The sequence below is a fragment of the Sphingomonas sp. OK281 genome, assembly GCF_900115295.1.
Lineage (GTDB): Bacteria > Pseudomonadota > Alphaproteobacteria > Sphingomonadales > Sphingomonadaceae > Sphingomonas.
Map to the genome: position 1 here is coordinate 322,088 of NZ_FOVZ01000001.1, position 25,033 is coordinate 347,120.

Sequence of the window (25,033 nt, forward strand, 5' to 3'; positions counted from 1 at the left end):
GGTCTCGATTCGCAACATCGCGTCGCAAACCGTGATGGCGGTACAACACATGCCGTTCATGACGTTTCGGCGACACATTAGTGATTGTCGAACATTCAGGACCGCTTCAGACCGACGGGGCGGACCTGATCCGTATTCGAACAAAACAGCCGCAATACATGGGATTGCGGTTCAGGGAGTACCATCATGCGTCTGGATTTTCGCAAGCGCCTTCTGGCGTCTACGCTTTTGCTTGGGATCGCGACTCCGGTCTGGGCGCAGTCTGCCGATCAGGCATCGCCTGCAGCCACCGTCGATACGGCGCCGACGCCTGCCGTCGCGCCCGAGAATGACGACACGATTGTCGTGACCGGTTCGCGCCTCGGTGGTGACAGCCTGAAGGCGGCCTCGCCGATCTCGGTAGTCAGCGCCAAGGAGATCGCGCTGTCCGGCCAGATCAACGTCGAGAACATCCTGAAGGACATGCCGCAGCTGATCCCGAGCAGCACCGCCGCCTCGAACAACCCCGGTGGCGGCGTCGCCACGGCGGATCTTCGCGGGCTGGGCTCGACGCGCACGCTCGTTCTGGTCAACAATCGGCGTTACGTCGCGTATGACGCGAACCAGGTCGTCGATCTGAATACCATTCCATCGGCACTGATCGAGCGCGTCGACATCGTTACCGGCGGCCGCTCCGCGGTCTACGGGTCGGATGCGATCAGCGGCGTGGTCAACTTCGTGATGAAGAAGGACTTCAGCGGCGTCCAGGCGAACGCGAACTATCGCATCAACGAGGCTGGCGATGGCGGCAACTTCAACGGCAATCTGCTGCTCGGCGGCAATTTCGAAGACGGTCGCGGCAACGCGACGATCTATTTCGACTACACCAAGCGCAACGGCATACTCCAGTCGGCGCGCGATTATTCGAAGCAGGCGCTGGTCGACGACGGCGCAGGCAACCTGATAGCGGGTGGCTCGGGGTCGATCGAAGGCACGCGATTCGTGATCGGGGGGATCGGCCGAAAGTTCGAAACCGACGGCAGCTACACGCCGTATAATTCGGCGACCGATGCCTATAACTACGCGCCCTCGAACTATCTCCAGGTGCCGCAACAGCGCTTCCTGATGAGCGCCCAGACGCATTACGAAGTCAGCAAGGCGCTGAACGTCTATGCGGAAGGGCAGTTCATCAACAACCGCGTCAAGAACGCCCTTGCACCGACGCCGTTCACCGGATCGGTCGCGATCGATACCGACTCCTCGTTCCTTTCGTCCAGTTCGCAGGCGTTGCTGAAGGGGCTCGACACGGACGGCGACGGCTATGTCACCTCGACGATCTATCGCCGCCTGACCGAAGTCGGCGCGCGCGTGTCGAGCCTCGACAATACCGCGTACCGCGCGGTGCTGGGGGCCAATGGCGATATCGGCGGCGGCTGGAACTACGACGCCTATTACAGCTACTCGCGCACCAAATCGACCGAGACCCAGTCGGGCAACGTCTCGCGCAGCCGGGTGCTGCAGGCACTGCGCACCACCTATGACTCGAGCGGCAACCTCGTGTGTTCGGACACCAGCAACGGCTGCGTTCCGCTCAACATCTTCGGCACGGGCAACATCAGCGCGGCGGCGGCGGCGTTCATCACGATCCCGGCGCAGAACACCAGCACGATCAGCGAGCAGGTCGCCAGTGCCTCGATCTCGAACCGCAACCTGTTCGATCTCGGTGCGGGCCCGGTCGGCATCGTATTCGGCACCGAATATCGCCGCGAGCATGGCAGCTACAATCCCGACTTCGCACTGTCGTCGGGCGATGTCGTCGGCTTCAATGCAGGCGAGGGGCTCAGTGGCGGCTACGACGTCAAGGAGGCGTATACCGAAGTCGCCGTGCCGCTGCTGGCGGACATCCCGCTGATCAAGAAGCTCGAAGTGAATGGCGCGTATCGCTATTCCTATTATTCGACTGCGGCGAAGTCGGTGAACACGTATTCGGGTGGTGTCGTCTGGTCGCTGATCGACGACATATCGTTGCGCGGTCAATATTCGCGTGCCGTCCGCGCACCGACCGTGTCCGATCTCTACAGCGGGTCGTCACAGGATTTTCCGGCCGCGACCGATCCCTGCACGACCGCGGTTGCGCTCACGAACACCAACCTGAACGCGAGCTGCCTTTCGAACGGCGTTCCGGCATCGCTTATCGGCACCGCCTATGACGGCGGCAGCACGCAGATCCAGACCGTCGGTGGCGGCAATTCTGCACTGCGGGAGGAGACCTCGGATACGTACACCCTTGGCCTCGTCCTCCAGCCCCGCTTCCTGCCCGGGTTCTCGTTCACGGCCGATTACTACAAGATCAAGATCGCCAACTACATCTCGGAAGTGGGCACGACCAATCTCATTGCGGCCTGCTACGGCACCAGCGACAACAACTACACGCCCTACGATACGCGCTATTGCGCGTCGCTACCGCGCGATGCCAACAGCTACACGATCACGGATGCGGTCAATACGCTGGCGAACACCGGCGACGTCACCACGCGTGGTGTCGATTTCGAGGCCCGCTATGGCATGCCTCTGAATTTCGGCGCGTTCGGTAGCACCACGAGCAAGCTCGACTTCCGAGTGACCGGAACGCGTCTGATCGCGTTCGTCCAAAATCCGCTGGTCGCCATTCCCGACCTGACGATCAGCTGTGCCGGCAAGTTCGGTGTCACTTGCGGCAACCCACGGTCGAAATGGCGTGTTTCGGCGCGCACGACCTATTCGACCGGACCGGTCACGGTGTCGGTACTTTACCGGTACCTGTCCGCGGTCGATGATGACTCGGGCAGCTATTCGGTCAACCATATCAAGGCGTACAACTATTTCGACCTGACGGCGGCGTTCGACATCAAGCCAGGTTTCACCTGGTCGATCGGCGTCAACAACGTGTTCAACAAGCGGCCTCCGATCCTGGGCGACAACCAGGAACAGGCGAACACCTACCCGTCGACCTACGATCCTTACGGCCGTGCGTTCTTCGTGAGCACGAACGTCAAGTTCTAGGTCTTCTCGTCGATCACGCGTTCGCCGGTGCCACCATGTCCAAACTCCACCGTAAAAAGGGGGGGCGAACGCGTGGCGCCGGCGCATTCGTCGGTGCAAGCGCCGGATACCTCGTGAAGCTTTCCGGCGGCAACTGCCGAGCTTCGCGCGGTATCGAACCGATCCAGACACGGCCCTCGTCATCGATCACGATGGCGGGGGCTATGTCGTTCGCGGATGCAACATGTATTGGGTTTGTCACAACCGGACATATCCCGGACAAACGGCCCGTTCATGACGATTGACATGATCGCACATCATTACGGCCTGCCCGTCTCCGCCCCGTCCATCGGCCATGATGGCGGCTATTCCGTCGACGCCAGCCATGCGGCCCATGACGCTAGCGAGGCAGGCAGCGAGGCTAGCGGCGAGGCAGCGGGCAGTGCTCGCGTCGTCATCGTCGACGACGATCCTGGACTGCGCGAATTGCTGACCGAGTTTCTGGTCGATCACGGGCTTCGCGCCGAGGCCGTCGACAGCGGTGCGGCGCTCCGCACCCGGCTGGGGCGGTCGCCGTGCGACCTGATCGTGCTGGACATGATGATGCCCGGCGAAGACGGTCTTACCGTCCTCCGGGCTCTGACGCGAAACGGCCAGGCACCGGCGGTGATCATGTTTTCTGCGCTGGCGAGCGAAGTCGACCGCGTCGTCGCGCTCGAACTGGGGGCCGACGATTATGTCACGAAGCCGTCCAGCCCGCGTGAGATCCTCGCCCGGATCCGGTCGGTACTGCGGCGGCGCGGCGCGGGGGCGATGCTGGCCGGGGCACAGGTCGGTCCGGATGCCGGCGAACGCTCGACGCAACCCGCGGTGCGGAGCGCGACGTTTGCCTTTGCCGGCTGGACGCTCGATTGCCGCATGCGGATGCTGTATGCGCCCGACGGGACCGCGGTCCGGCTCACCGATGGCGAGTTTCAGCTGCTCAACGCGTTCGTCTCGCAACCGCAGAAGGTCCATTCGCGCGACGAGATGATCGCGCAGTCGGGCAGGGCGGACAGCATGGCGCGGGGACGTACGATCGACGTCAACATCAGCCGCCTGCGTCGCAAGTTGCAGGCCTTCGATTCGGGCGAGATCATCCGGACGGTCCGCGGCAACGGCTATATCTTCATGCCCACGGTGACACCCGCCTGAGACTGGCCGCCCGGTCGACCGGGTGTACCCAGAAGGGTCCGGCTCAGTTCGAACCGTCGGATCGCACCATGTGATCGAGGAAGTTGGTTAGTTCCAGCCGTCGGGTTGTTTCCTCCGCGAACGACCGGTCGACGCCCAGTGCCCAGGATGCCGAGCGCCGGTCGGGTGCGTCGTTCAACGCGTCGAGCCTTGCCGCCATCGCCTCGACCTCGTCGTCGTTTCGCGCCAAATCCGCCTCGATCAGGTCCGCCGCCTGCCGTCGCAACGCGATCGCGATTTCGCCCGGCGCGAGCTCGGGATGATATTGCACGCCCCAGAACGTGCCGCCGTCATGACGGATTTCCGCGGCTTGGATCGCGGTGACGCCGTTGCCCGCCAGCAGGACCGCGCCGGCGGGCAGCTCCTCCACCTCGTCGCCGTGGATGGCTGGCGCGTCCCAGCTTGGCGGGCGACCTGCCAGTAATGGGTGATCGCGTCCGGCTTCGGTCGCGGTGATACGACGCGCCACGCCGGCCTCCATGCGCTCGGGCATCTTCCGGACCTTGCCGCCCGCTGCCGCGACCGCCAGTTGCAGGCCCGCACAGGAGCCGAACGACGGCGTGCCCGACGCGAAGACGGTCCGCATGAACGCGATCTGGCGGCGAACTTCGGGCGTATCGTCGTAGACGTGGAGCGGCGATCCGGTGACGAACACGGCGTCGAACGCACCGATCGCGGCGGCGTCCATTATCTCCGCATCGTCATCGGCCGGTGCGACGATCGTGATGTCGGCATCGGGTCGCAATTGCGCGAGCGTTGCCGCGTAGCTTTCGCCCGAACTCTTTCCGGCATGCGCGCGGCGGGCCTCGCGCTGGTCCAAGGTTTCACTTTCGGCGACGAGGAAGTGCAGCAACATCAGTCCTTTGGATCGGTACGCGATGCTCGAACGCGCCAGCCGAGTGTTTGCCCGCGCCGACGCCGATCATATTTCGCGATCACCTGCGGCAGTTGGCCGGACCGACGCCGGCAGGGACCCTGTTCTCGGCGACGGAGTGGGAGACGGGCTGACGGCAAATTTTGTCGAACCGCCGCCCGGTGCGCATCGTCCCCTCCTGCCGGATCGCGTACGAACGCGACGCGACCTATCGGCATGTCCGTCCAAAAGCCGCGTGCTGCTGCCATTCCCGCCGGTCGGCCATTCCCGCCGGTCGGGCGTTGGGTCGCTTCACGCATCAGGAGCAATGCCTTGCCCGAAATTCAGACCGGCGCCGATCATGTCGCGCGCGACGCTGATATCGCGATCAACAGCTACACGACCGTCTTGCGGCGTCCCCGCGTGCCGCACGACCTGTTCGCAACCTATTGGCGCGACGTCCACGGGCCGTTGTGTTCGCGTATTCCCGGCCTCGGCTGGTACGTCCAGCACCATCTCGACCGTGAACAGGACGCGCATCTCTGGCCGGCGATCGAGGGCATAACGCCGTTCACGGACTATGAACTGGATGGTGGTGTCGAGATCGGCTTTGCCTCGAAGGCCGATCAGGACATTTTCAACGCGGCCAGTCACATCCTCTTCGCCGACGAGCAGAACATGTTCGCGGCGACGGTCGCCTATGCGCTGCCGGACGGATCGCGCACGCTCGTCGACCGGCTGCCCGATCCGGTTCCGAATGGCGATGACGGGGTCGACCGGCTGCACGTGCATTTCGGTGCGGCGGGCGACGATGCCGGCGCGTTCGGCAGGTTCATGACCGAGTTCGCGACGATGCTCGCCGCAGATCCTGCCGTGCTGAGGCTCCGCCTGCACCTGCCCGAGCGCTACGACAACGCCGATCCCGCGCCGCCCGCCCCCAATGTCGATCACCTGGTGCCGTCGGAACGCGCGTTGATCGCCGTGATCGACATCGCGTTCGCGACACCGCTGACGCGACGTGCGTTCCTGGAGTCCGACGCGTTCCTTCAAACGAAAAACGAGCAGGCCGAGCATATCGCGCACGTGTCCGCGTTCGCGGTGAGCGGGGTCTATACCTATGTGCGGTACGGAGAACTGACGACGGCGGGCTTGCGCGGCAGCCGTCAGGCGCAACTCATCGAGCGGCTCGGGGCCAACAACCAGATCGCCGACGACGTCCGCACGCTGATGCTGACCGGCGCGGTGTGACGCGATCCCCGTCGGCCGAGTGTGCTCGGCCGACGGGTCGGTTCGGTGGCAGGCCTATTTCGCGTTCTTCACATAGGTGTCGAACCACGCGATCGCGCGCTGGCGCACGTCCGCGGACTGTTCGGGGCCCGTCACGCAGTGGCCGGCATCCGGGTAGATTACGAGGCTGACCGGCACGTTCTGGTTCTTCAGCGCATGCCACCATTCGATCGACTGGGTCGGCGGCACCTCGATGTCGCGCTCGCCGACATAGATGAAGGTCGGCGTCTTGGCGGTCTTGGCGTGATAGATAGCGGAGACGTCCTCATACGCCTTGATATCGTCGTACATCGACTTGCCGAAGAACGGCAGCAGCCACTGGTCGATGCCGTTGGTGCCGTAATAGCTGACCCAGTTCGACAGGCCGGCGCCGGCGACAATGCCCTTGAACCGGTTGGTCTGCGTGTTGGCCCACATCGCCATGAACCCGCCATAGCTGCACCCGCCAAGGCCGAGCCGCTTGTCGTCGACCGGCGCGACCCGCTCGACCGCATCGACACCGGCCAGCACATCGCGCAGATCGCCGCCGCCGAAGTCCCGCTTGTTCGCGGCCGTGAACGCCTGTCCCTGGCCGTAACTGCCGCGCGGATTGGGCAGGAAGACGTAATAGCCCGCCTTCACCAGCGCGGCGTTCAGCGACGCGGGATTGAGATACGCGGGCGTCGACGCCGCGGAGGGACCGCCGTGCACGATCGTGATCATCGGTGCCTTCCCGGTCGGTGCGATACGGGGCGCGAGCAGCCAGCCCTGGACGTCGTAGCCCTCGTTCTTCCAGCTGATGCTGCGCGCGGCCGCCAGAGCGGGCGCGGCATCGTTGTCGTGCGTGATCTGGCGAACGCCTTGCCGATCGGATCCGAGCGGGCCGGCATAGATCGCGGGTGCGTGCTCGTAATCCTGTATCGCCGCGGCGGCGATCCGCCCGTCGGCGGAGAACACCGCGCGGCCATCGCCTGCGGCCGCGCTGGCCGGTTTCGCAAAGCCGGGGGCGACCGGCTGGCCGGGCACCAGCGTGCCGAACTGGAGCTGGTCGCCGGCCAGCGTCACCGTGCGTAGACCTGCGCGCGTCCAGGCGATCGTCGTGACCGTCGACTTGGCGCCGGCGGTGACGTTGCGCGGGGTGCCGCCGGCGACCCCGACCGTGAACACGTCGCCGCCGATCGATCCGAAATCGCTCATCAGGCCGCCGATATAGGCGACGGTACGGCCGTCGGGCGAAACCCGCGGCTGATTGATCTGCGTCGTCGGCTTGGCGATCGACCGTACCGCCCCCGTCTGCGCGTCGATCGCATCGAGCGTCGCCACCCACCAGTTGTTGTCGCCATTGCCGAGCGCGGTCGTCGCGACGAACCCGCGGCCGTCCGGCATCCAGTCATATTCGTAGACGTAGCGACCTGAGGGCGACAGCGGCGTCACCGTCGCCGCGGCCTTTGCGATATCGAAGACGGCAAGGCGTTGTTCGTCGCTCTTCTCGCCGATCTCGCCGATCATCCGGACGCCGGCCTGCGTCGCGCCTGATTCCTTGGCCGCGCCCAGCGTGACGAGCAACGCGATCCGGGTACCGTCCGGCGACACGCGCGGCGTCTGTGCGATGCCGGCGATCGTCGCGATCGTGCGGGTGGTCTTCGCATCCGCATAGCTCAGCCGCACATTGCCCGCGGCACTGTCGCGGATCAGGAAGACCAGGTCGCCATTGGGCGCGAAGGTCAGCCCGGAATAGCTGCACGTCGCGCACGGATCGATCGTCCGCAGCATGCGACCGTCGGTCGCGCTGCGCACCGTGACGACGCCGTGCGTGCCGCTGCTCTCGACCGCGGCGATGCGATCGCCGGCGGGGGCAAGGGCAAGTCCCGCATATTGATGCAGGGCCTGGGCGGCGGCGGGCGAAACAGCGGTGAGGAGAAGGGCGGCAGCGAGGGTCAAGCGCATCGAAAGCTCCGGCAGGAAACGAGTGTTACACGACGTGATTGTTACAAGGCATACCGTATCGCGGGGCCGCCGCAAGCCGGGGCAGAGACGGGCAGGGACGCGCACACGAAGACGCCGAGCGCTTGCTTTCGATTCGTCGTGACGGCTTTCCGATCGCGTTGCCCGTTTCACGCATTTTCATCGTCCGATCCCTCTCGGAGACGCTTGGCAGACCTGTCGCTAACCGACTATACCGCTCGGTACTGAAATACGGACTCGGCGGCTGCAACGACACCGTCGGCTCAACAGGAGAGTGGCGATGTCGATACTTATCAACGGGTCAGCGGTTGCGCTGCCCGACGATCCCCGTGTCTCGCTGCTCGATCTGTTGCGCGAGGGGCTGCATCTGGCCGGCACCAAGAAGGGCTGCAACCAGGGCGCGTGCGGAGCCTGCACGGTGCTCGTCGATGGCGCGCGAATCGTGTCCTGCCTTGCACTCGCGGTGCAATATGACGGGCGCCAGGTGACGACCATCGAAGGGCTCGCGGACGGCGATGCGCTGCACCCGTTGCAGCAGGCGTTCATCGATCATGACGGGTTCCAGTGCGGCTATTGCACGCCCGGCCAGATCTGTTCGGCGATCGGCATGGCGGCGGAGGCCAAGCGCGGCGTGCCGAGCCATGTCAGCGCCGATCTTACCGCGGACGTGACGCTGACCCGCGAGGAATTGCAGGAGCGGATGAGCGGTAATCTATGCCGTTGCGGCGCGCATAATGGGATCATCGACGCGATCCGCGAAACCCTGACGGTTGAAATGGGCGCAGCGGAGCTGGCGGCATGACCCCCTTTACCTACGCGCGCGCCGAGAACGCCGCAGACGCGCTGCGGCTCGGGCAGGCGAATGCAACGGCATATCTCGGCGGCGGTACCAACCTGGTCGACCTGATCCGCGAGACGGTCGCGCGGCCAATGGCGCTGGTCGACGTGACCGGGTTGTCCGGCGAGATCGAGGAGACCGAGGGCGGCGGCCTGATGATCGGCGCGGCGGTCCGCAATACCGCGCTTGCCGAGCATCTGGTGGTGCGGACGCGCTATCCGGTGCTGTCGCGCGCTATCCTGGCGGGGGCGTCGGCGCAGATCCGGAACATGGCGACGGTGGGCGGCAATCTGCTCCAGCGGACGCGGTGCACCTATTTCTACGACACCGACGGATCGCGCTGCAACAAGCGCGCGCCGGGATCGGGCTGCGACGCGATCGAAGGGCTCACGCGGGGCCATGCCATTCTCGGCGCATCGTCGGCGTGCGTCGCGACGCATCCCTCCGACATGTGCGTGGCGCTCGCCGCGCTCGATGCGATCGTGCATCTGCACGGGCGGGGCGGGGCTCGAACGCTGCCGTTCACCGAGCTTCACCGCCTGCCGGGCGATCATCCCGAGTTCGATACCGTGCTGGAGCCCGGTGAGTTGATCACCGCGATCGAACTGCCGCCGCTGCGTTTCGCGGCCAACTCGACCTATCGCAAGGTGCGCGACCGGGCGAGTTACGCGTTCGCACTGGCCTCGATCGCAGCCGCGCTGGAGATCGAGGGCGGCATCATCAAGGACGTGCGGATCGCGCTCGGCGGGGTCGCGCACAAGCCGTGGCGCGCATCGAAAGCGGAGGCGGCACTACGAGGCGGCCCCGCGACCGAAGAGGCGTTCCTCGCGGCGGCGGTCGCGGAGATGGCGGACGCCGCGCCGCTTCGCGACAACGGTTTCAAGCTCGCACTGACCAAGCGCACCCTCGTCGCCGTGCTTGGCGACCTTGCCGGAGCAGCAGCATGAGCATCGTCGATACGGTCAAGGAAACCGCGCAGGGCCTGGTCCAGGGCGCGATGAGCAAGCTCGTGCCGCTCGCGCCCGACAGCTGGATTCCAGGCGGCGTGCCCGATCCGCTGATCCGCCAGCAGCACGGACTGATCGGCACTTCGGTGTCGCGGATCGACGGTCCGCTTAAGGTGCGCGGCGCGGCGCCGTTCGCGGCCGAGTTCCCGCTGGCGGGCATGGTCTACGCCGCGCTCGCCTATGCGACGATTCCGCGTGGGCGGATCGCGGCGATCGATACCGCGGCGGCCGAAGCCGCGCCCGGCGTCGTGCTGGTCATGACGCACCGCAATGCGCCACGGATGAACACGCCGGCCGTGTTCGGCTCGTCGCCGACTGCGGCGGGGCCTGCGGACCTGCCGGTCATGCAGGACGACCGCGTCCATTGGAACGGCCAACCGATCGCGGTCGTGCTCGCCGAAACGCAGGAGCAGGCGGATCATGCCAGGTCGCTGATCGTCGCGACCTATGCGGCCGAACCTTCGACGACGTCGCTTGCCGCGGCCAAGGCCGAAGGTCCGCAGCAGGGCCTGTTCATGGGTCAGCCGTTGCTGAACGAGATCGGCGATGCGGATGCGATGCTGGCGGCGGCACCGCACAAGGTCGATCACGTCTATCGCACGCCGCGACACAACCACAACGCGATCGAGCCGCATGCCGCGACGATCGCATGGGTCGGCGACGCATTGATCGTCCACGACGCCAGCCAGCTGGTCGCCGCAGAGGCGCAGACGATCGCCGACGTATTCGATCTGACAGCCGGACAGGTGCGCGTGACCTCGCCATTCGTCGGCGGCGGCTTTGGTGGCAAATGCCTATGGGATCACCAGATCCTCGGCGCCGCCGCAGCCAGGCTCATCGGGCGGCCGGTACGGATCGCGCTGTCGCGCGAGGGCGTGTACCGCATCGTCGGTGGTCGTACGCTGACCGAACAGCGGGTCGCGATCGGCGCGGACGCGGATGGTCGCTTCAAGGCGCTGGTCCATACCGGCATCGCGGCGATGACCCCGCACAACAACATGCCCGAGCCGTTCATCCTCGGCACCCGCGGCGGCTATGCGGCGGACAGCTTCAAACTGTCGGTCGAGACGGTCAAGATGAACATGCTCGCCAACACCTTCATGCGTGCGCCGGGCGAGTCGGTCGGCACGTTCGCGCTCGAATCGGCGATCGACGAACTCGCGATCGAACTCGACATGGACCCGATCGCGCTGCGCATCCGCAACGAGCCGGACAAGGATCCGACCTCGGGCCTGCCCTTCTCGTCGCGTCATATCGTCGAGGCGTGGCGCAGCGGCGCGGAGCGTTTCGGCTGGAGCGACCGGCATGCCCAGCCGGGTATGCACCGCGACGGCGAGTGGCTGATCGGCATGGGCTGCGCGACGGGGACCTATCCCTATTACCGGATGCCGGGCGCCGCCGCGCGGATCACGCTGAACCGCGAGGGGCATGCCGTGGTCGAGGTGTCCGCGCAGGAAATGGGGATGGGCACCGCGACGACGACTGCGATGGTCGCCGCCGATCGGTTGGGGCTGCCGCTCGACCGCGTATCGGTAGGCTATGGCGATTCGATCATCCCCGGCGCGATCCTGGCCGGCGGATCGCAGCAGACCGCGGCGATCGGCGCCGCGGTAATTGCCGCGCATCATGCGCTGGTCGCCGAACTGCTGAAGCTCGCGGGTAACGATTCGCCGCTTGCCGGCCTTTCGCCGGACGAGGTCGGAAGCGAGGATGGCGGGCTGGCCAAGCTCGACGATCCGAGGCGCCGCGAGAGCTATGTCTCGATCCTCGAGCGGGCGCAGCGCGAAAGCGTGGTCGTCAGCGAAGAGGCGTCGCAGCCGCTCGAACTGATGCATTGGTCGATGCATTCGCACAGTGCGCTGTTCTGCGAAGTGCGCGTCAACGCGGTCACCGGCGAGACGCGCGTCAGCCGCTTCCTGGGCGCGTTCGACTGCGGTCGTATCCTCAACCCGAAGACGGCGCGGAGCCAGTTCCGCGGCGGGATCGTCATGGGCCTCGGCATGGCGTTGATGGAGGAGACGCAGTTCGACGAGCGCAACGGCCGCATCATGAACCCGAGCCTCGCCGAATATCACGTCCCCGTGCACCTCGACGTGCCCGAGATCGACGTGATCTGGACCGACATCGCCGATCCGCACACGCCGATGGGCGCACACGGCGTGGGCGAGATCGGCATCACCGGCGTCGCGGCGGCGGTGGCAAACGCGATCTACAACGCCACCGGAACGCGCGTGCGCGACCTGCCGATCACACTGGACAAGGTGTTGGTCTGAGAGGTCGCGAGCGTCGATCGTCCTGCGCGAATGTCGAGCAACGCGCGTGCGATAGCGCTTTCCAATACCCGCTCGACCACCTAAGCGACACGTATCCCCGGGGGGCCGCTCATGCGCGGCTGAGAGGTGGGCAGCAGCCCATGACCCGCTGAACCTGATCCGGCTTATACCGGCGTAGGGAGGGTCTGCGGCTGGCCCGTCGTCCCTCCGATTGGAGTGGACGTGACGTTTTTCATTGCTGGTTTTTCGTTGTGAAGTCCGCCTTGCACGAGCGCAGGTTCTGGGGGCGCGCCGCGCTGACCCTGTCGGCGAGCCTCGCCGCATCCTCGGCCGGGGCGCAAGTCGCATCCGATCCGGTCGAACCCGCCGAAATTCGCGTGGTCGGCAAGCAAGATCCGGCCGGTTTGCTGCCCGACCAGAAGGTGCCGCGTGCGCAGACTGCGATCTCTGCCGATTTTATCGTCAAGCAGGCGCCGACGCTCAACGCGTTCCAGCTTGTCACGCTGCTGCCCGGCGCGAACGTCGCGTCGAGCGATCCGTACGGCCTGTCGACGAGTTCGAGCCTGACGTTGCGGGGGCTCGGGCAGGACGAGATCGGCGTGCTGATGGAAGGCGCGCCGCAGAACGACATCGGCTATTATTACGCCTATCCGTCGCAGTTCGCCGATCCGGAGAATTTGAAGCGCATCTCGCTGGCGCAAGGCTCGGTCGATATCGATTCACCGACGCTCGGCGGCGCGGGCGGGCTTTTGTCGCTGTCGCTGGACGATCCGAAGGCGCGTCCCGGCGCGCTCGTCGACCTGTCGCTCGGCAGCTACGCGGCGCGGCGCGGGTTCTTCCGGGTCGATAGCGGGACGATCGGCAACACCGGGCTGAAGGCGTTCCTGTCCTATTCGAACACCCGCGCGGACAATTGGCGCGGTGCCGGCTACGACACGCGCCAGCATATCGACGCGAAGATCCTGGGAGAATGGGGCGCCGGCAACCGTGCCAGTCTCGCGTTGTCGTATAACGATGCGAACTCGTCGAGCTATCCGAGCCCGACGCTCGCCGAGTGGACCGCACAGGGGCGCGGGTTCAACTATGACGCGCGTTACACGGCGGGGAACACGAACTACTGGCGCCTGTACCGCGCGCCGTTCCGCAACCTCTACGCCTCCGCGCCGGTGCATCTGGTGCTGAACGACCGGCTCGCGCTCGATACCACCACCTATCTCCAGTTCGGCTATGGCAACTCGCCCTATGGTACGCAGCTGACCACCGAAGGGAATTTCCTCGGCACCGAGGAACTGGCGCAACCGATCGCGCTGCCGGGAGCGGTCGACGGCGTGGCGACGGTGCTCGGCAATTATACCGGCGACCAGATGCGGACCGGCAACGTCAGCAAGCTGACCTTGAAGGCCGGTGCCCACACGCTCACCGCGGGGCTCTGGTTCGACTACGGCACCGATCGCGTGACGCAGTCGTACACCTCGGTCGACGCGGAAGGGCAGCCTACCGACCGCTGGGGCTATCGTTCGAAGGCGATCCGCACCGCCGACGGGCGACTGCTCGCCTATGAGAACCAGCGCACCGTCACCGTGACGAAGGGGTTCTTCCTCGCCGACAGCATCGCGCTTACGCCGAAGCTGACGGTCGACGCTGGCTTCAAGGGCGTGAACGTCCTGCGCAACGGCCGCAACTACCTGCCCGGTCCGCAGGACGAGGTGCGCAACGACAGCTTCGCCGCGCTCCCCCGCGCCGCGATCCACTACCGGCTGGACGATCGCCAGCAGGTGTTCGCCAACATCACCACCAATTTCCGCACGCCGAACGAGTTCACGCTCTACAACAGCTATTACGGCGGCGCGGTCGTCGTGCAGGGGACCGACGCGCTCAAGAACGAATATTCGGTCTCGCAGGAGATCGGGTATCGCTTCATCGGCGAGCAGCTCTCCGCCTCGGTGACCGGCTTCCACTACAAGTTCCGCAACCGCCAACTCGCCACGGTGATCGACCAGGGTGGCGCGCAGGTCAACGCGACGCTCAACGCCGGCGGCCAGACCTCGTACGGCGTCGATGCGGAGATCGACTACCGCCCGGCCGCGGGCGTAAGCCTCTACCTGTCCGGCGAATATCTGCGCGCACGGATCGACGACGATTTGCCGGTCGGTGCAGACTTCCTGCCGACCAGAGGCAAGCACGCCGTGTCCAGCCCGACCGTCCAGTTCGGCGCGGGCGGAATCTACGACGACGGCCGCTTCTTCGGCAGCGTCGCGTCGAAATATATCGGCCGGCAATATGCGAGCTTCATGAACGACGAACGCATCAAGGGCTATGCGACGCTCGACCTGTCGGTCGGCATGCACCTTGCGGACTGGCTCGACGGCAAGCGCACCGACCTGCGCGTCAACGCGATCAACGTCACCGATCCGCACGTCCTTGCCGGCGTCCAGTCGGTCAGCACCAACGCGCAGGACACGATTGGCCGCAACGGCACGGTCATCGCCGGCTCCGCACCCGCATATTACATCGGCAGCGGTGCCGCGGTCATGGCGACGATCTCGCGTGCGTTCTGAAGCGGTAGCGGACCCGGTGCGCGCGGCTACGCCGGAGGACCACCGCGTCCACGGCATGGGGACCGAGCTGGAAGCGCCGACCTGGCCCGCGATCACCGCCGGCGAAGCGGCCGCCGTGCTCGCGCGCTTCCCGGTGGCGGGGCGGATGACGGGGCTGCACTGGCATTCCCCGAGGCCATTCTCCGCCGCGACGCTGGTGCACACGACGCAGGGTATGGTCCTGCTCAAGCGGCATCACCACCGGGTTCGCACAGTCGAAGGTCTCGCCGAGGAACATGCGTTCATCGCGCATCTCGCCGGCGCTGGCGTGTCGGTGCCCGAAGTCCTGTGCTCGGACGACGGTGCGAGTGCCGTGGCGATCGGGGACTGGTCCTACGAACTGCACCGCCAGTCGGCGGGTGCGGACCTGTACCGCGATCGGCTGTCATGGACACCGTTCCTGTCGCGCGATCACGCCCATGCCGCCGGCGTGGCGCTCGCCGAGACGCATGTCGCGGCGCGCGGGTTCGATGCACCTGCGCGTCGGCCGCAACCCCTGGTCGCCAGCTTCCGCATCGTTTCGTCGACCGACCCGATCGCAGCAGCAAGCGCGTACGTCGCGGCGCATCCGGCGCTCGCCCGGTTCCTCGCGGATCGGCCGTGGCAGGCGCAGTTCACGCGGTTGCTGGAACGCGTGGACGATGGTCTGCCCGCGCTGCTGTCTGAACAGGCCGCGCTGTGGACACATAATGACTGGCATCCGTCCAATCTTCTCTGGACGACGGATGGCAGGGTGCGCACGGTGATCGACTTCGGTCTCGCCGATCGCACGACCGCGGTTCACGACATCGCAACCGCGATCGAGCGCACTGCGATCCGCTGGCTTGACCGCGGGCAGGGGACAGGCCCGACGATCGCCGATTCCGAGGCCGCACTGGCGCTGCTGGCCGGCTATGCAACGATCGCGCCGCTCGGGCGCGCCGACATCGCGGCGATCGTGCGCGTGTTGCCCGTCGTCCATCTCGAGTTTGCGCTGTCGGAAATCGAGTATTTTGCCGGGGTCGTGGGTGACGCGGCGTCCGCCAGGATGGCGTGGGACGACTATCTCATCGCGCACGCGGACTGGTTCTTCTCGCCGCACGGTCGCGAGTTCCTGCGCAGGATCGACGAGGCATGACATCGCTCGAGATCGTCGCCGTCGTCGTCAGTTTCGCCGGGATCTGGCTGACGGCGTCGCGACGCATGCTGTGCTGGCCGGTCAGCTTCGTCGCCTGCGCGCTTTACTTCAGGCTGTTCCTCGACGTCCGCCTGTACGCCGACATGGTGCTTCAGGCGTTGTTCGCGATCGCCATCCTGTATGGCTGGGTCGCCTGGGCACGAGGCAAGGACGAAACCGGCGATGTCGTCGTCAGATCGCTCAGGACGTCCCATGCGGTGATGGGGTTAGTGGCTGGCGCGACTGGCGCCGTGGCAATCGGATGGTTCACGAGCCGGTATACCAATGCCGCGCTCCCGTGGATGGATGCGGCACTTTCCAGCTTCAGCCTGGTCGCGCAATATTGGACGGCGCGGCGTCACGCGGCGAGCTGGTTGCTGTGGATCGCGGTGGATGTCGTGTATGTCGGGATGTTCGTGGCCAAGGGGTTGATGCCCACCGCGGGACTCTATGCCGCAATGGTCGCGCTGGCGATCATCGGGTACCGGCAGTGGCGACAGACCGTGGCCGATATCGATCAGGAGGGCATGTCGCCGCATCGCTGAACGATCGTCACGCGAGCATCCTCGAGCTTGGCGGCAAGGACGTAATCCTCACGGCGTTCTGCGAAATCCACCATTTCGGCCAGAGTGCCAGCCATCACGGTGAGGCGGTCGCGGTGTTCTGCCTGGGGCATGTTCAGTTCCATTTCCGGAAAACTGGCGACAAAAGTTCTATTTTGGTATCATCAGTTCCGGGACGTATGCTGTCAATGCGTCATCTGCGCATACGACGTGAAACGTCCCGGTTCCAAGACGAACGCCGTCAGCGATGAGTGCGCGCGGCCGCTTTCTGAGCGCGGGCCTGCTTGGCGTAATGATGATGCGCGACCACGCACCCTGCTGCTGCGCCCAGAACCGCGTGGCCCTTGCCGACGAAATGTCCACCGACACCGCCTGCGGCTGCACCGCGGATGCACCCCTTGGCCAGGACCGGCGACGTGGTCGCGATCAACAGCGGGAAGACGAGGAGTTGAACAAGACGCATACCGATTCCTTCAACAAATACTGGCACCGCACATACTTGCGACAGCGGTGCGCCGTTCCGTGAGAAATCGTTCATGTTGAAGAATGACGCGGGAATGGGCCGCGCGTCCGGGTCATCAGGGAGGTTTCGTCGAACTCCGGCGACCGAATGAACTTGAAGAGGCTCGGCAGGACCGAAGAGGCTCGCGTTAACGAGCAAATGGGCCGGAGTTTCGCTCCGGCCCACCCGACTTAGTTGCTGTCGGAATCGTCGCCGTCGTCGATCGCCAGGTACAGACCGCCGCCAACAGCCACTGCTGCCAGGGCGATGATGAGCAGGCCGCCGTCGCCAGCCTTGCTCTTCTTGATCGTCGGCGTGCCGGCGCGAACCGACTGCGAAACTGCGATGTTCGAGGTGGATGCCGAAGGAGCCGCGATTGCAGCAACTGGCGCCGCGATCAGCGCAAGACCGGCGGCCGTCATGGATAAGCACTTGATAAACATAGGTATCTCCAAACACACGTCACAATCGGAAAAGCGTTAACACGCGATCATGACAGAGATTTGGTGATTACCATCGATGGTCGAAAAGTGTCAAACCGCCGGGACAAGTTGTAGAGTAGGATCCTGCGCGCCAGACCCTTCCGACCTTGGCGTGAAATCTGGTCGCAGCACGCCCGCAATTGCAGGAAAACTCGATCTACCACCGGTGGAATCGCCGGTCGAAGTGTCGAAATCAGGCTTCATGCCATGCGGCCGCCACGCCTTGCGCTGGTCATCGGAATAGGACGGGCGCCGGTCGAACGCTGCTTTGTGCGTCCGCGGTACGAGGCCCTCGACCGCGCGACCAACAGAGATCGTCGCCACGGGATCACTGCGATGTATGGCTGTCGTCAACCAAGCACTGTGATATTCCCGGCGCTCGACCGCGTCAGCTCAATGGAAGGGTAATGGCACGCGCCATGATAGATGCGCAGGAGACGACGCAGGCATTGTTGGCCCGCCGCCGGCCGGGCGGTACGGTATGCCCGAGCGAAGTGGCGCGAGCGCTGGCGAACGCCGCCAGCACCGATGCGAGCGCGGTCGAATGGCGAAGCCTGATGCCGGTCGTCCACGCCGCCGTCGATCGACTGGTCGCGACCGGTCAGGTTCAGCTCAGTTGGAAGGGCGCCAGGCTCGCGTCGCGGGCAGGGCCGTATCGCATCGGCCGGGTGGCGCTCGACGATCCCGGCCAGGGCGTCCCCTAGCGATCGCGCAGGACCGTCACGGTTCACCCGGTACCGGTCGGGGCCGTATATCGGCCCCGACCAATCCGTTCAGGCGGCCTTTGCGGCCATCCGCGCGGCCAGCTTCTCTTGCTCGGTCCAGACTTTTCGCTCGCGCGGTGCCTTCGCCGGCTTGACCTGCTTGACCGGGCCGCCGCCCAGTACGGGTGCGCGCTTGGTCGAATGGCGCGCGATTTCGCAATGCCACTCGTGGTCGTCCTGGACGGTCAGGGTGCGGCCGATCTCGCGCTCCACGTCGTGCAGCCAGGCGCGTTGCTCGGCATCGCATAGCGTAATCGCGAAGCCGCTGCGGCCCGCACGCCCGGTGCGGCCGATCCGGTGGACATAGCTTTCCGGCAGGCTCGGCAGGTCGTGGTTGAAGACGTGGGTCACGGTGTCCACGTCGATGCCACGTGCTGCGATATCCGTGGCCACCAGCACCTGCACGGTCCCGGCGCGGAAGGCGTCGAGCGCGCGTTCGCGCTGGCCCTGGGACTTGTTGCCGTGCAGCGCCTCGGCAGTGATGCCGGCCTCGCCGATGAACGCGCAGACGTCGTTGGCAATGTTCTTCTGCAGCGTGAAGACGACTGCCTGGCCCATGTCGGGCGTCTTGAGCAATGCCAGCAGCGCCGCCTTCTTGTCGGCCGCATCGAGGAACATCACCGACTGGTCGATCCGGTCCACCGTGGTCGACGGCGGTGCGATCTCCACCTTCGCGGGATCGCGCAGCAGGCTTTCGGCAAGCGCGGCGATCGACTTCGGCATCGTTGCCGAGAACAGCAGCGTATGGCGGTCCTGCGGCAGGGTCGCGACGATCCGCTCGATCGGCTTGGCAAAGCCCATGTCGAGCATCTGGTCCGCTTCGTCCAGCACCAGCGCCTCGAGCTGCGAGAGGTCGCAAAGACCTTGTTCGACCAGGTCCAGCAGGCGGCCCGGCGCGGCGACGATGATGTCCACTCCCGCCTCGAGCGCCTTGACCTGATGGAACTGGCTGACGCCGCCGAAAATCGTCATCACGCTGGGCTTCACATGACGGCCGAAGCTCTCGAAACCGGCAGCGATCTGCGACACCAGTTCGCGGGTCGGCGCGAGGACCAGCACGCGGGCGCCACCCTTGGGTGCCGGGCGGGGGTTCGTAGCGAGGCGGTGCAGAAGCGGCAGCGCGAAGGCCGCGGTCTTGCCGGTGCCGGTCTGCGCCATGCCGAGCATGTCACGCCCCTGAAGCAGCATCGGAATCGACTGGGCCTGGATCGGCGTGGGGTTCGTATAGCCTTCCTCGGCGAGCGCCTGCAGCAACGAGGGCGCCAGCGAGAGATCGGCAAAGGTCATGGTCATGGTAACGCGGCGCCTCCAGCGCTGAGCGAGGCTGCGCCTGGTAGGGCTTAGCGTAGTGAGCGCGCGCTGGTAGGTTTTATGCTGCACTGCGTCAATGTGCAAATCCGGCGGGGCCGGCGTGAGCGCCAGCCCCCGTCCTCAGGTAGCGGTTAGCGGCGGCGCAATTCGACCATGACGACATCGTTTTCGCGCATCGGCAGGTCGACCCTAGCGCTGCCGTCGCGCGCCACGTGCACCGCCGTGACGGTAGCGGCATCCGTGGTAAGGCCCTGCAGCCGTCGCAACTCGGCGGCGGTCAGCGTGGCAGGGCGCCCCATGTCCAGGTACGCCGAATACGCGTCGTTCTGGCGAAAGCCGGTGCGGCGCACGCGCATCTGATAGGAGCCCGGCGTCAAGCCAGCCACATCCAGCGCGAGCGGGGCCGCCGAGCCCGGTTGACGCAGCTTCGTGAAGAACGGCCGGTTGCTGACCGATTGCTGCGGCAGCACGTTGCGCCACGCCAGCACCTGCAACGTTCCGTTCTTCAACGTCGCGATGCTCTGATCGTCCTTCGTCGGCAATTCCCGATCGCCCAGGTCGGCGAGATATTTGTACGCGAACCATCCCGCCTTGCGTACGCCCTGCGGGGTCATCAGGCCGAAGCCTCCCTCGAACGGTCGGGCCTGCGGGCCGGGCTCCTCGAACAAGTCGCTGTACGTCCAATAGCTCATGCCCTGCGCCAGTCCTTCGGTGCGGCGGAGCTTGGACAGGATATAGGCCGCGCTGAGATAATCGTCGTGGATCGGGTCTCGCGGATTGTAGCTGGTGCTCCATTCGCTGAAGAACAGCGGAAGCCCGGGGCGGCCCGCGGCCTCGATCTGCTCGCGCACCTTGCGAACGTCCTGAACAATGGCATCGGGATTGCGCGACAGCTTGTTGTCGCCTTCGCCTTTCTCGTCGAGGAAGCCACCTTCTACGCCGTACGTATGCGTGGTGATGAAATCGACCGGAGCGCGGGTCTTTTTGGCATAAGCGAGGAATTCGGGAACCCACGCGGCGCCTGCCGTCGAGGGGCCGCCGATCCGTAGCTGCGGGTCGATCGCCTTGATGGTCCGTGCGGTGCGGCCATAATAATCGAAATAGGCTTGCTGGTCCGCCTTTTCCCAGAAACCGTCGAGGTTCGGCTCGTTCCAGAATTCGAAGTACCAGCTGCGTACTTCCTGCATGCCGTACCGCGCGACGCAATGACGCACGAATGCATCCACCAACGCCACCCACTTGTCCGGCTGGGGATGAGACGTGTTGCCCTTCCAGTAGAAGATCGTCTGGTCGGATTGCTTCATCGCATCGGGCGTGAAGCCGAGTTCGACGAAGGGCTTGAGACCCATGCTGTGCAACTGGTCGTATAGATAGTCGATGCGGGACCAGTCATAGACCGGCTTGCCATCGATCTCGCGGTACACGCCGAGTTGGTCGGCGAAGATGTTGTGGAAGCGAATATAGCGGAATTGCAGTTCGCGCTGGGTGGTCCGCAATTGGCCGAGGCTATCGTTCCGGATAAGCGTGCCGGGGAAGTCTGAACCGATCGACTGCTCGGCCATCCGATCTCGCGGCCTGGTCTCGCCGCGCACGTCGATGCGAATGGGACTGGAGGCGGCGGCGGTGGCGGCGACCGTGGCGGTTTGCGCTACGGCCACGGTCGGCATCACGCTTGCCAGAGCCGAGGCTGCTGCCAGCACCGTGGCGATTCTTGCCTTTTGGAAATGCATGATGCGCCCTCAATCTGTGTCAGGGTTTACGATAGGCAGCGTGGCGGACAAGGTGTGTTCTCGGCTCTGGCCAAGACCGCGGCAGTGACGCTCGACGGCCTTGTACATCGCCGAACTGCGATCTTGGTCCGGTTGCCGGACTGGAGCGTACCGCCGTCTGCGTTCAGCGGTGCCGGGCTGCGGTATCGACGGCGTATCGGCGGCGGGTGTCGGCGAGCGATCGGCGGGCTTCTTCGACGGCAAGTTCTTCCGTCTTGAACAGCAGGTGATCCATCACGGCGGCCAAATGCGCGCGCATGGCGAGCCGCGCACCGTCGGCATCGCCGGCGCGCAACGCCTCGATTATCGAGGCATGCTCCTCGACGACCGGGCGGACCTTGGCGTCCCGAGCCTTGGCGTGGAGCAAGGCGCATTCCGGCGACGTGGATCGCAGGTGCCAGAGATCCTCGATCGTCCGCAGCACGCCAGCGTTGCGCGTGGCACCGGCGATGGTGAGGTGGAAGTCGCGGTCTGCCTCTTCGGTTACCTCCGACAGCAGGTTCTCGGCGGTCATCGCCTTGACCAGCGCGTCGAGCCGGTCGAGCTGATCGTCGGTGATGTGTAGCGCCGCGAGCGCCGCGGCCTCGCCCTCGAACAGCATTCGCGCTTCGGTCAGCTCGAACGCGGTGATCGCGAATCCGGGTTGTTCGCCTTGTCCCGGCAGGCGGGAGACATAGGCGCCCGAGCCGAGCCGGACCTCGATGAAGCCCTGAACTTCCAGAGCGATCAGCGCTTCGCGGACGGCCGGACGGCTGGCGCCGTACTCGATCGCCAACTCGCGCTCCGCGGGAAGGCGATCGCCGACCGCGAACGCACCCGAGTTCAGCTGCTCGAACAGCTTGCGTGCGATCCGCTGATACAATCGGTCGTTCGGCACGGACGAAGCAGCTTCCTTGAAGCTGCTATCGGGCTGCATGCGGTTAACCGTCGACGCTCGCACTGGAATTACCAACCTAGATCTGTTTCGTACGACACGTACGCTACTCCGGTCGCAATTCAAAGCTCCGAGGCGGGCGCCGGCAGCAACGGTCAGGCTGGGGCCGACCAGCCTCGAACCGCAGGCCGTGACGACGTTGCGGTCGACCAACGGGTCGGCGCTGATGGCGGTGACCTGGGCGATCGAGCGATGCCGCCATCCGGTACAAATGTCGGTGAACTAAGGCGCGCGCCGCGACGCTGCCGGTCGGACGCAAACCGTGCGGATGAATATCCTCGTCCAGCGGTGCCGCCGGATTCTTGCGGTCTGGTTAGGCCACCTAGTGGAATTGGTTTCTCGGGCCAATCGAACTGCTGAAGACCGGCGCAATATGTCGGATTTAAGAAACCATTCCGTTTGAACTGGCATCAGCATCGCGCGCGCGGCTTTTTTCGGCCGCTGGAATGTCATCGCATTCGATACTGGTAAGGCCGATATCTCCATGCTATCCCCCGGCCATAGGAGAGGCAAATGATGACTGACCGTTTATCGCGGCGGATCGTCGCAGGCACCTCGGTGGTCGGCGTTTCGGCTGCCTCCGCGTACGCGCAGGTGCGACGGGACGATAAGGCGCACGGTGTACGGTCCGGCCGGATGCCAGCGGTGGATTTGCCTTTTAACCAAGGGCATGTGCGGGCGCACCAGTCCTTGAACGGCAGAACGCCGGCCGGTCACGCGCGTGGCTTCTCCTGCTCCAGGCTGGATGCTGCCAGGCAGCAGGTGTCGATCGCCGAGACAATGCTGGTCGTGCGAGCCGACGGCCGCGTTCCGGCAGGTAAGGTTGCCACTATCGCCGGCGTGCTGACATTGACGAGTGAGTTGCTCGTCCATCGCGGATCAAACGGTCCGGTGCGGTCGACCGCGGTCGACTCCGGCTACGGCGGTATCGTCAATTTGGCTGGTTTCGGAACGACCGCGATTGCAGCGGCGCGTCAGGCCAGGATCGCCTTGGGCGCAGCCGTCGCAACTCCCTCGACCCGGCGCGGCGGGGTCGACGCCTGCCTTGCCCGCGGGAAGGTGGCCACGCCGATCAAGGCGGCCGTCAGCGCGCTCGACATCGCCTGCAAGGCGGAGGGGCCGGCGAGGGCGTCGACCCGTAGCACCTCGGTGGTGGTGCGCGGCGGCAAGGTCCGACCGGCGTTCGTTCGTGCAATGGGCGACGCGATCGTCTCGATGATCGCGATCGCGCGATGAGTAACGGCCGCCGAGGGTGGCGCGACATACCGCTCAGGTGGCGGCTGATCGGACTGGTCACGCTGGGCACGATCCTCAACTACCTCGCGCGGTCGACGCTATCGGTCGCGGCACCGCAGTTGAAGACCGAATTCGGCATGACGACGGAGGATTACAGCTGGGTCGTGCTGGCGTTCCAGGCGAGCTACACGGTGATGCAGACGGTTGCCGGCGGCGTGCTCGACGTGCTCGGCACGCGGCTCGGCTTCTTCCTGTTCGCGGTCGGCTGGGCGCTCGCCAACATGGCGCACGCGTTGGCGACCGGATGGCCGAGCCTGGCGCTGTTCCGCGCCCTGCTGGGCGCCAGCGAGGCGGCGGCGATCCCGGCCGGGGCCAAGACCGTGTCGGAATGGTTCCCTCCGCGCGAACGCCCGCTGGCGACCAGCGTGTTCCAGATGGGCACGAGCGTCGGCAACATGATCGCGCCGCCGCTGGTCGCGTTCTGTATCCTCGCCTGGAACTGGCAAGCGGCGTTCGTCGTCACCGGCGGGCTGAGCCTGGTATGGGCGGGCCTGTGGTATTGGAGCTATCGCAGCCCCGCGGATCATCCGGCGCTCACCACTGCCGACCGCGCATCAATGATCGCGGCGCGCGACGAGGATGTCGATGCCAAGCCGGCAACGCGCAAAGACCTGCTGAAAAGCCGCGCCTTCTGGGGAATCGCGGTACCGCGTTTCCTGGCCGAACCGGCGTGGCAGACGTTCAATTTCTTCATACCCCTGTATCTCGTCTCGGTGTGGAAACTCGATCTCAAGAGCATCGCGCTGTGGGCGTGGATGCCATTCCTCGCCGCCGATTTCGGCAGCCTGGCGGCCGGCATGCTGCCGGGCTGGCTGATGAAGCGCGGCGTGCCGCTGGTCGCGTCGCGCAAGATCACGATGACCGTCGGGGCGCTGTGCATGATTGGTCCCGCGTGTATCGGGCTGGCGGGATCGCCGGGCGTCGCGATCCTGCTGTTCTGCATCGGCGGCTTTGCCCACCAGATGCTGAGCGGTGCGTTGATCACCCTGTGCGCGGACATGTTCGACAGCCGTACCGTCGGCACCGCGAGCGGCATGGCGGGGACGTCGGCCTGGGTCGGCGGGATGCTGTTCACGCTGCTGATCGGGCAAAGCGCCGATGCGTGGGGATATGATCCGCTGTTCGCAGCGTTGGCGGCGCTCGATCTGCTGGCGGCGGGTGTTTTGTGGAGCCTGTTGCGCGCGACGCCGCGCATGGCTCGAGTTACTCGGGAAGGCAGATAAG

Annotated in this window: 20 protein-coding genes and 1 riboswitch; of the genes, 12 read left to right on the forward strand and 8 right to left on the reverse strand. The window is 65.5% G+C overall.

What is annotated here, in order from left to right; genetic code table 11:
* Window positions 1-186: 186 nt before the first annotated feature.
* Both BM244_RS01550 and BM244_RS01555 read left to right on the forward strand, forming a co-directional pair.
* The gene (locus BM244_RS01550) at window positions 187-3,021 is read left to right on the forward strand and encodes a TonB-dependent receptor (protein WP_093396960.1); all 2,835 of its coding nucleotides are present in this window, start codon (window positions 187-189) and stop codon (window positions 3,019-3,021) included.
* A gap of 273 nt (window positions 3,022-3,294) precedes the next feature.
* On the forward strand, window positions 3,295-4,194 hold the full coding sequence (locus BM244_RS01555; RefSeq protein WP_254784213.1) for a response regulator: 900 nt from the start codon (window positions 3,295-3,297) through the stop codon (window positions 4,192-4,194).
* Window positions 4,195-4,237: 43 nt separating this feature from the next.
* On the opposite strand, the gene BM244_RS01560 is transcribed toward BM244_RS01555, so the two are convergent.
* Window positions 4,238-5,089, reverse strand: a complete 852-nt coding sequence (locus BM244_RS01560) for a type 1 glutamine amidotransferase (protein ID WP_254784214.1) — start codon at window positions 5,087-5,089, stop codon at window positions 4,238-4,240.
* 330 nt (window positions 5,090-5,419) lie between these two features.
* Here BM244_RS01560 and BM244_RS01565 point away from each other — a divergent pair, with 330 nt between their 5' ends.
* Window positions 5,420-6,334: an EthD domain-containing protein gene (locus tag BM244_RS01565; protein ID WP_093396961.1), complete on the forward strand. Its 915-nt coding sequence runs from the start codon at window positions 5,420-5,422 to the stop codon at window positions 6,332-6,334.
* A 54-nt stretch (window positions 6,335-6,388) separates the two neighbouring features.
* On the opposite strand, the gene BM244_RS01570 is transcribed toward BM244_RS01565, so the two are convergent.
* Window positions 6,389-8,299 (reverse strand): S9 family peptidase, encoded by a 1,911-nt coding sequence (locus BM244_RS01570; protein ID WP_093396962.1) that lies wholly within the window; start codon window positions 8,297-8,299, stop codon window positions 6,389-6,391.
* A 298-nt stretch (window positions 8,300-8,597) separates the two neighbouring features.
* On the opposite strand from BM244_RS01570, the gene BM244_RS01575 reads away from it, so the two are divergent.
* From BM244_RS01575 to pnuC, 6 genes are all read left to right on the forward strand, one after another.
* On the forward strand, window positions 8,598-9,119 hold the full coding sequence (locus BM244_RS01575; RefSeq protein WP_093396964.1) for a 2Fe-2S iron-sulfur cluster-binding protein: 522 nt from the start codon (window positions 8,598-8,600) through the stop codon (window positions 9,117-9,119).
* Window positions 9,116-10,102: an FAD binding domain-containing protein gene (locus BM244_RS01580; protein ID WP_093396965.1), complete on the forward strand. Its 987-nt coding sequence runs from the start codon at window positions 9,116-9,118 to the stop codon at window positions 10,100-10,102. The genes BM244_RS01575 and BM244_RS01580 overlap by 4 nt, the downstream gene beginning before the upstream one ends.
* On the forward strand, window positions 10,099-12,435 hold the full coding sequence (locus BM244_RS01585; protein WP_093396967.1) for a xanthine dehydrogenase family protein molybdopterin-binding subunit: 2,337 nt from the start codon (window positions 10,099-10,101) through the stop codon (window positions 12,433-12,435). Before BM244_RS01580 ends, BM244_RS01585 begins: the two co-directional genes overlap by 4 nt.
* 88 nt (window positions 12,436-12,523) lie before the next feature.
* Window positions 12,524-12,633, forward strand: a riboswitch (TPP riboswitch).
* A gap of 104 nt (window positions 12,634-12,737) precedes the next feature.
* A complete protein-coding gene (locus BM244_RS01590) occupies window positions 12,738-14,993 on the forward strand; it encodes a TonB-dependent receptor (protein ID WP_254784296.1) in 2,256 nt (751 codons plus the stop codon).
* 55 nt (window positions 14,994-15,048) lie between these two features.
* Entirely contained in the window at window positions 15,049-16,149 is a 1,101-nt protein-coding gene (locus BM244_RS01595; protein ID WP_093396968.1) for a phosphotransferase enzyme family protein, read from the forward strand.
* Entirely contained in the window at window positions 16,146-16,733 is a 588-nt protein-coding gene (pnuC, locus tag BM244_RS01600) for a nicotinamide riboside transporter PnuC (RefSeq protein ID WP_093396970.1), read from the forward strand. The genes BM244_RS01595 and pnuC overlap by 4 nt, the downstream gene beginning before the upstream one ends.
* Here pnuC and BM244_RS22970 read toward each other — a convergent pair.
* The 3 genes from BM244_RS22970 to BM244_RS01610 all read right to left on the reverse strand — a co-directional run bounded on the left by BM244_RS22970 (window position 16,706) and on the right by BM244_RS01610 (window position 17,675).
* Window positions 16,706-16,864, reverse strand: a complete 159-nt coding sequence (locus BM244_RS22970) for a hypothetical protein (protein ID WP_175517997.1) — start codon at window positions 16,862-16,864, stop codon at window positions 16,706-16,708. The two genes, pnuC and BM244_RS22970, sit on opposite strands and share 28 nt — an antisense overlap.
* A 128-nt stretch (window positions 16,865-16,992) precedes the next feature.
* Window positions 16,993-17,214, reverse strand: a complete 222-nt coding sequence (locus tag BM244_RS01605) for a hypothetical protein (protein ID WP_093396971.1) — start codon at window positions 17,212-17,214, stop codon at window positions 16,993-16,995.
* Window positions 17,215-17,444: 230 nt separating this feature from the next.
* The gene (locus BM244_RS01610; protein WP_093396973.1) at window positions 17,445-17,675 is read right to left on the reverse strand and encodes a hypothetical protein; all 231 of its coding nucleotides are present in this window, start codon (window positions 17,673-17,675) and stop codon (window positions 17,445-17,447) included.
* A 467-nt stretch (window positions 17,676-18,142) separates the two neighbouring features.
* On the opposite strand from BM244_RS01610, the gene BM244_RS01615 reads away from it, so the two are divergent.
* Entirely contained in the window at window positions 18,143-18,439 is a 297-nt protein-coding gene (locus BM244_RS01615) for a DUF3253 domain-containing protein (protein WP_254784215.1), read from the forward strand.
* Between the two features lie 69 nt (window positions 18,440-18,508).
* Here the strand turns inward: BM244_RS01615 and BM244_RS01620 are convergent, their stop codons facing one another.
* The 3 genes from BM244_RS01620 to BM244_RS01630 all read right to left on the reverse strand — a co-directional run bounded on the left by BM244_RS01620 (window position 18,509) and on the right by BM244_RS01630 (window position 22,495).
* Complete coding sequence (locus BM244_RS01620; protein ID WP_093396974.1) at window positions 18,509-19,792, reverse strand: DEAD/DEAH box helicase; 1,284 nt, start codon at window positions 19,790-19,792, stop codon at window positions 18,509-18,511.
* A 149-nt stretch (window positions 19,793-19,941) separates the two neighbouring features.
* Window positions 19,942-21,540 (reverse strand): GH39 family glycosyl hydrolase, encoded by a 1,599-nt coding sequence (locus BM244_RS01625; RefSeq protein WP_254784216.1) that lies wholly within the window; start codon window positions 21,538-21,540, stop codon window positions 19,942-19,944.
* Window positions 21,541-21,703: 163 nt separating this feature from the next.
* Window positions 21,704-22,495: a FadR/GntR family transcriptional regulator gene (locus BM244_RS01630; RefSeq protein ID WP_093396976.1), complete on the reverse strand. Its 792-nt coding sequence runs from the start codon at window positions 22,493-22,495 to the stop codon at window positions 21,704-21,706.
* A 798-nt stretch (window positions 22,496-23,293) separates the two neighbouring features.
* On the opposite strand from BM244_RS01630, the gene BM244_RS22975 reads away from it, so the two are divergent.
* Window positions 23,294-23,749 (forward strand): hypothetical protein, encoded by a 456-nt coding sequence (locus BM244_RS22975; protein WP_175517999.1) that lies wholly within the window; start codon window positions 23,294-23,296, stop codon window positions 23,747-23,749.
* Window positions 23,746-25,032, forward strand: a complete 1,287-nt coding sequence (locus BM244_RS01645) for an MFS transporter (protein ID WP_093396981.1) — start codon at window positions 23,746-23,748, stop codon at window positions 25,030-25,032. Before BM244_RS22975 ends, BM244_RS01645 begins: the two co-directional genes overlap by 4 nt.
* Window position 25,033: the final 1 nt, after the last annotated feature.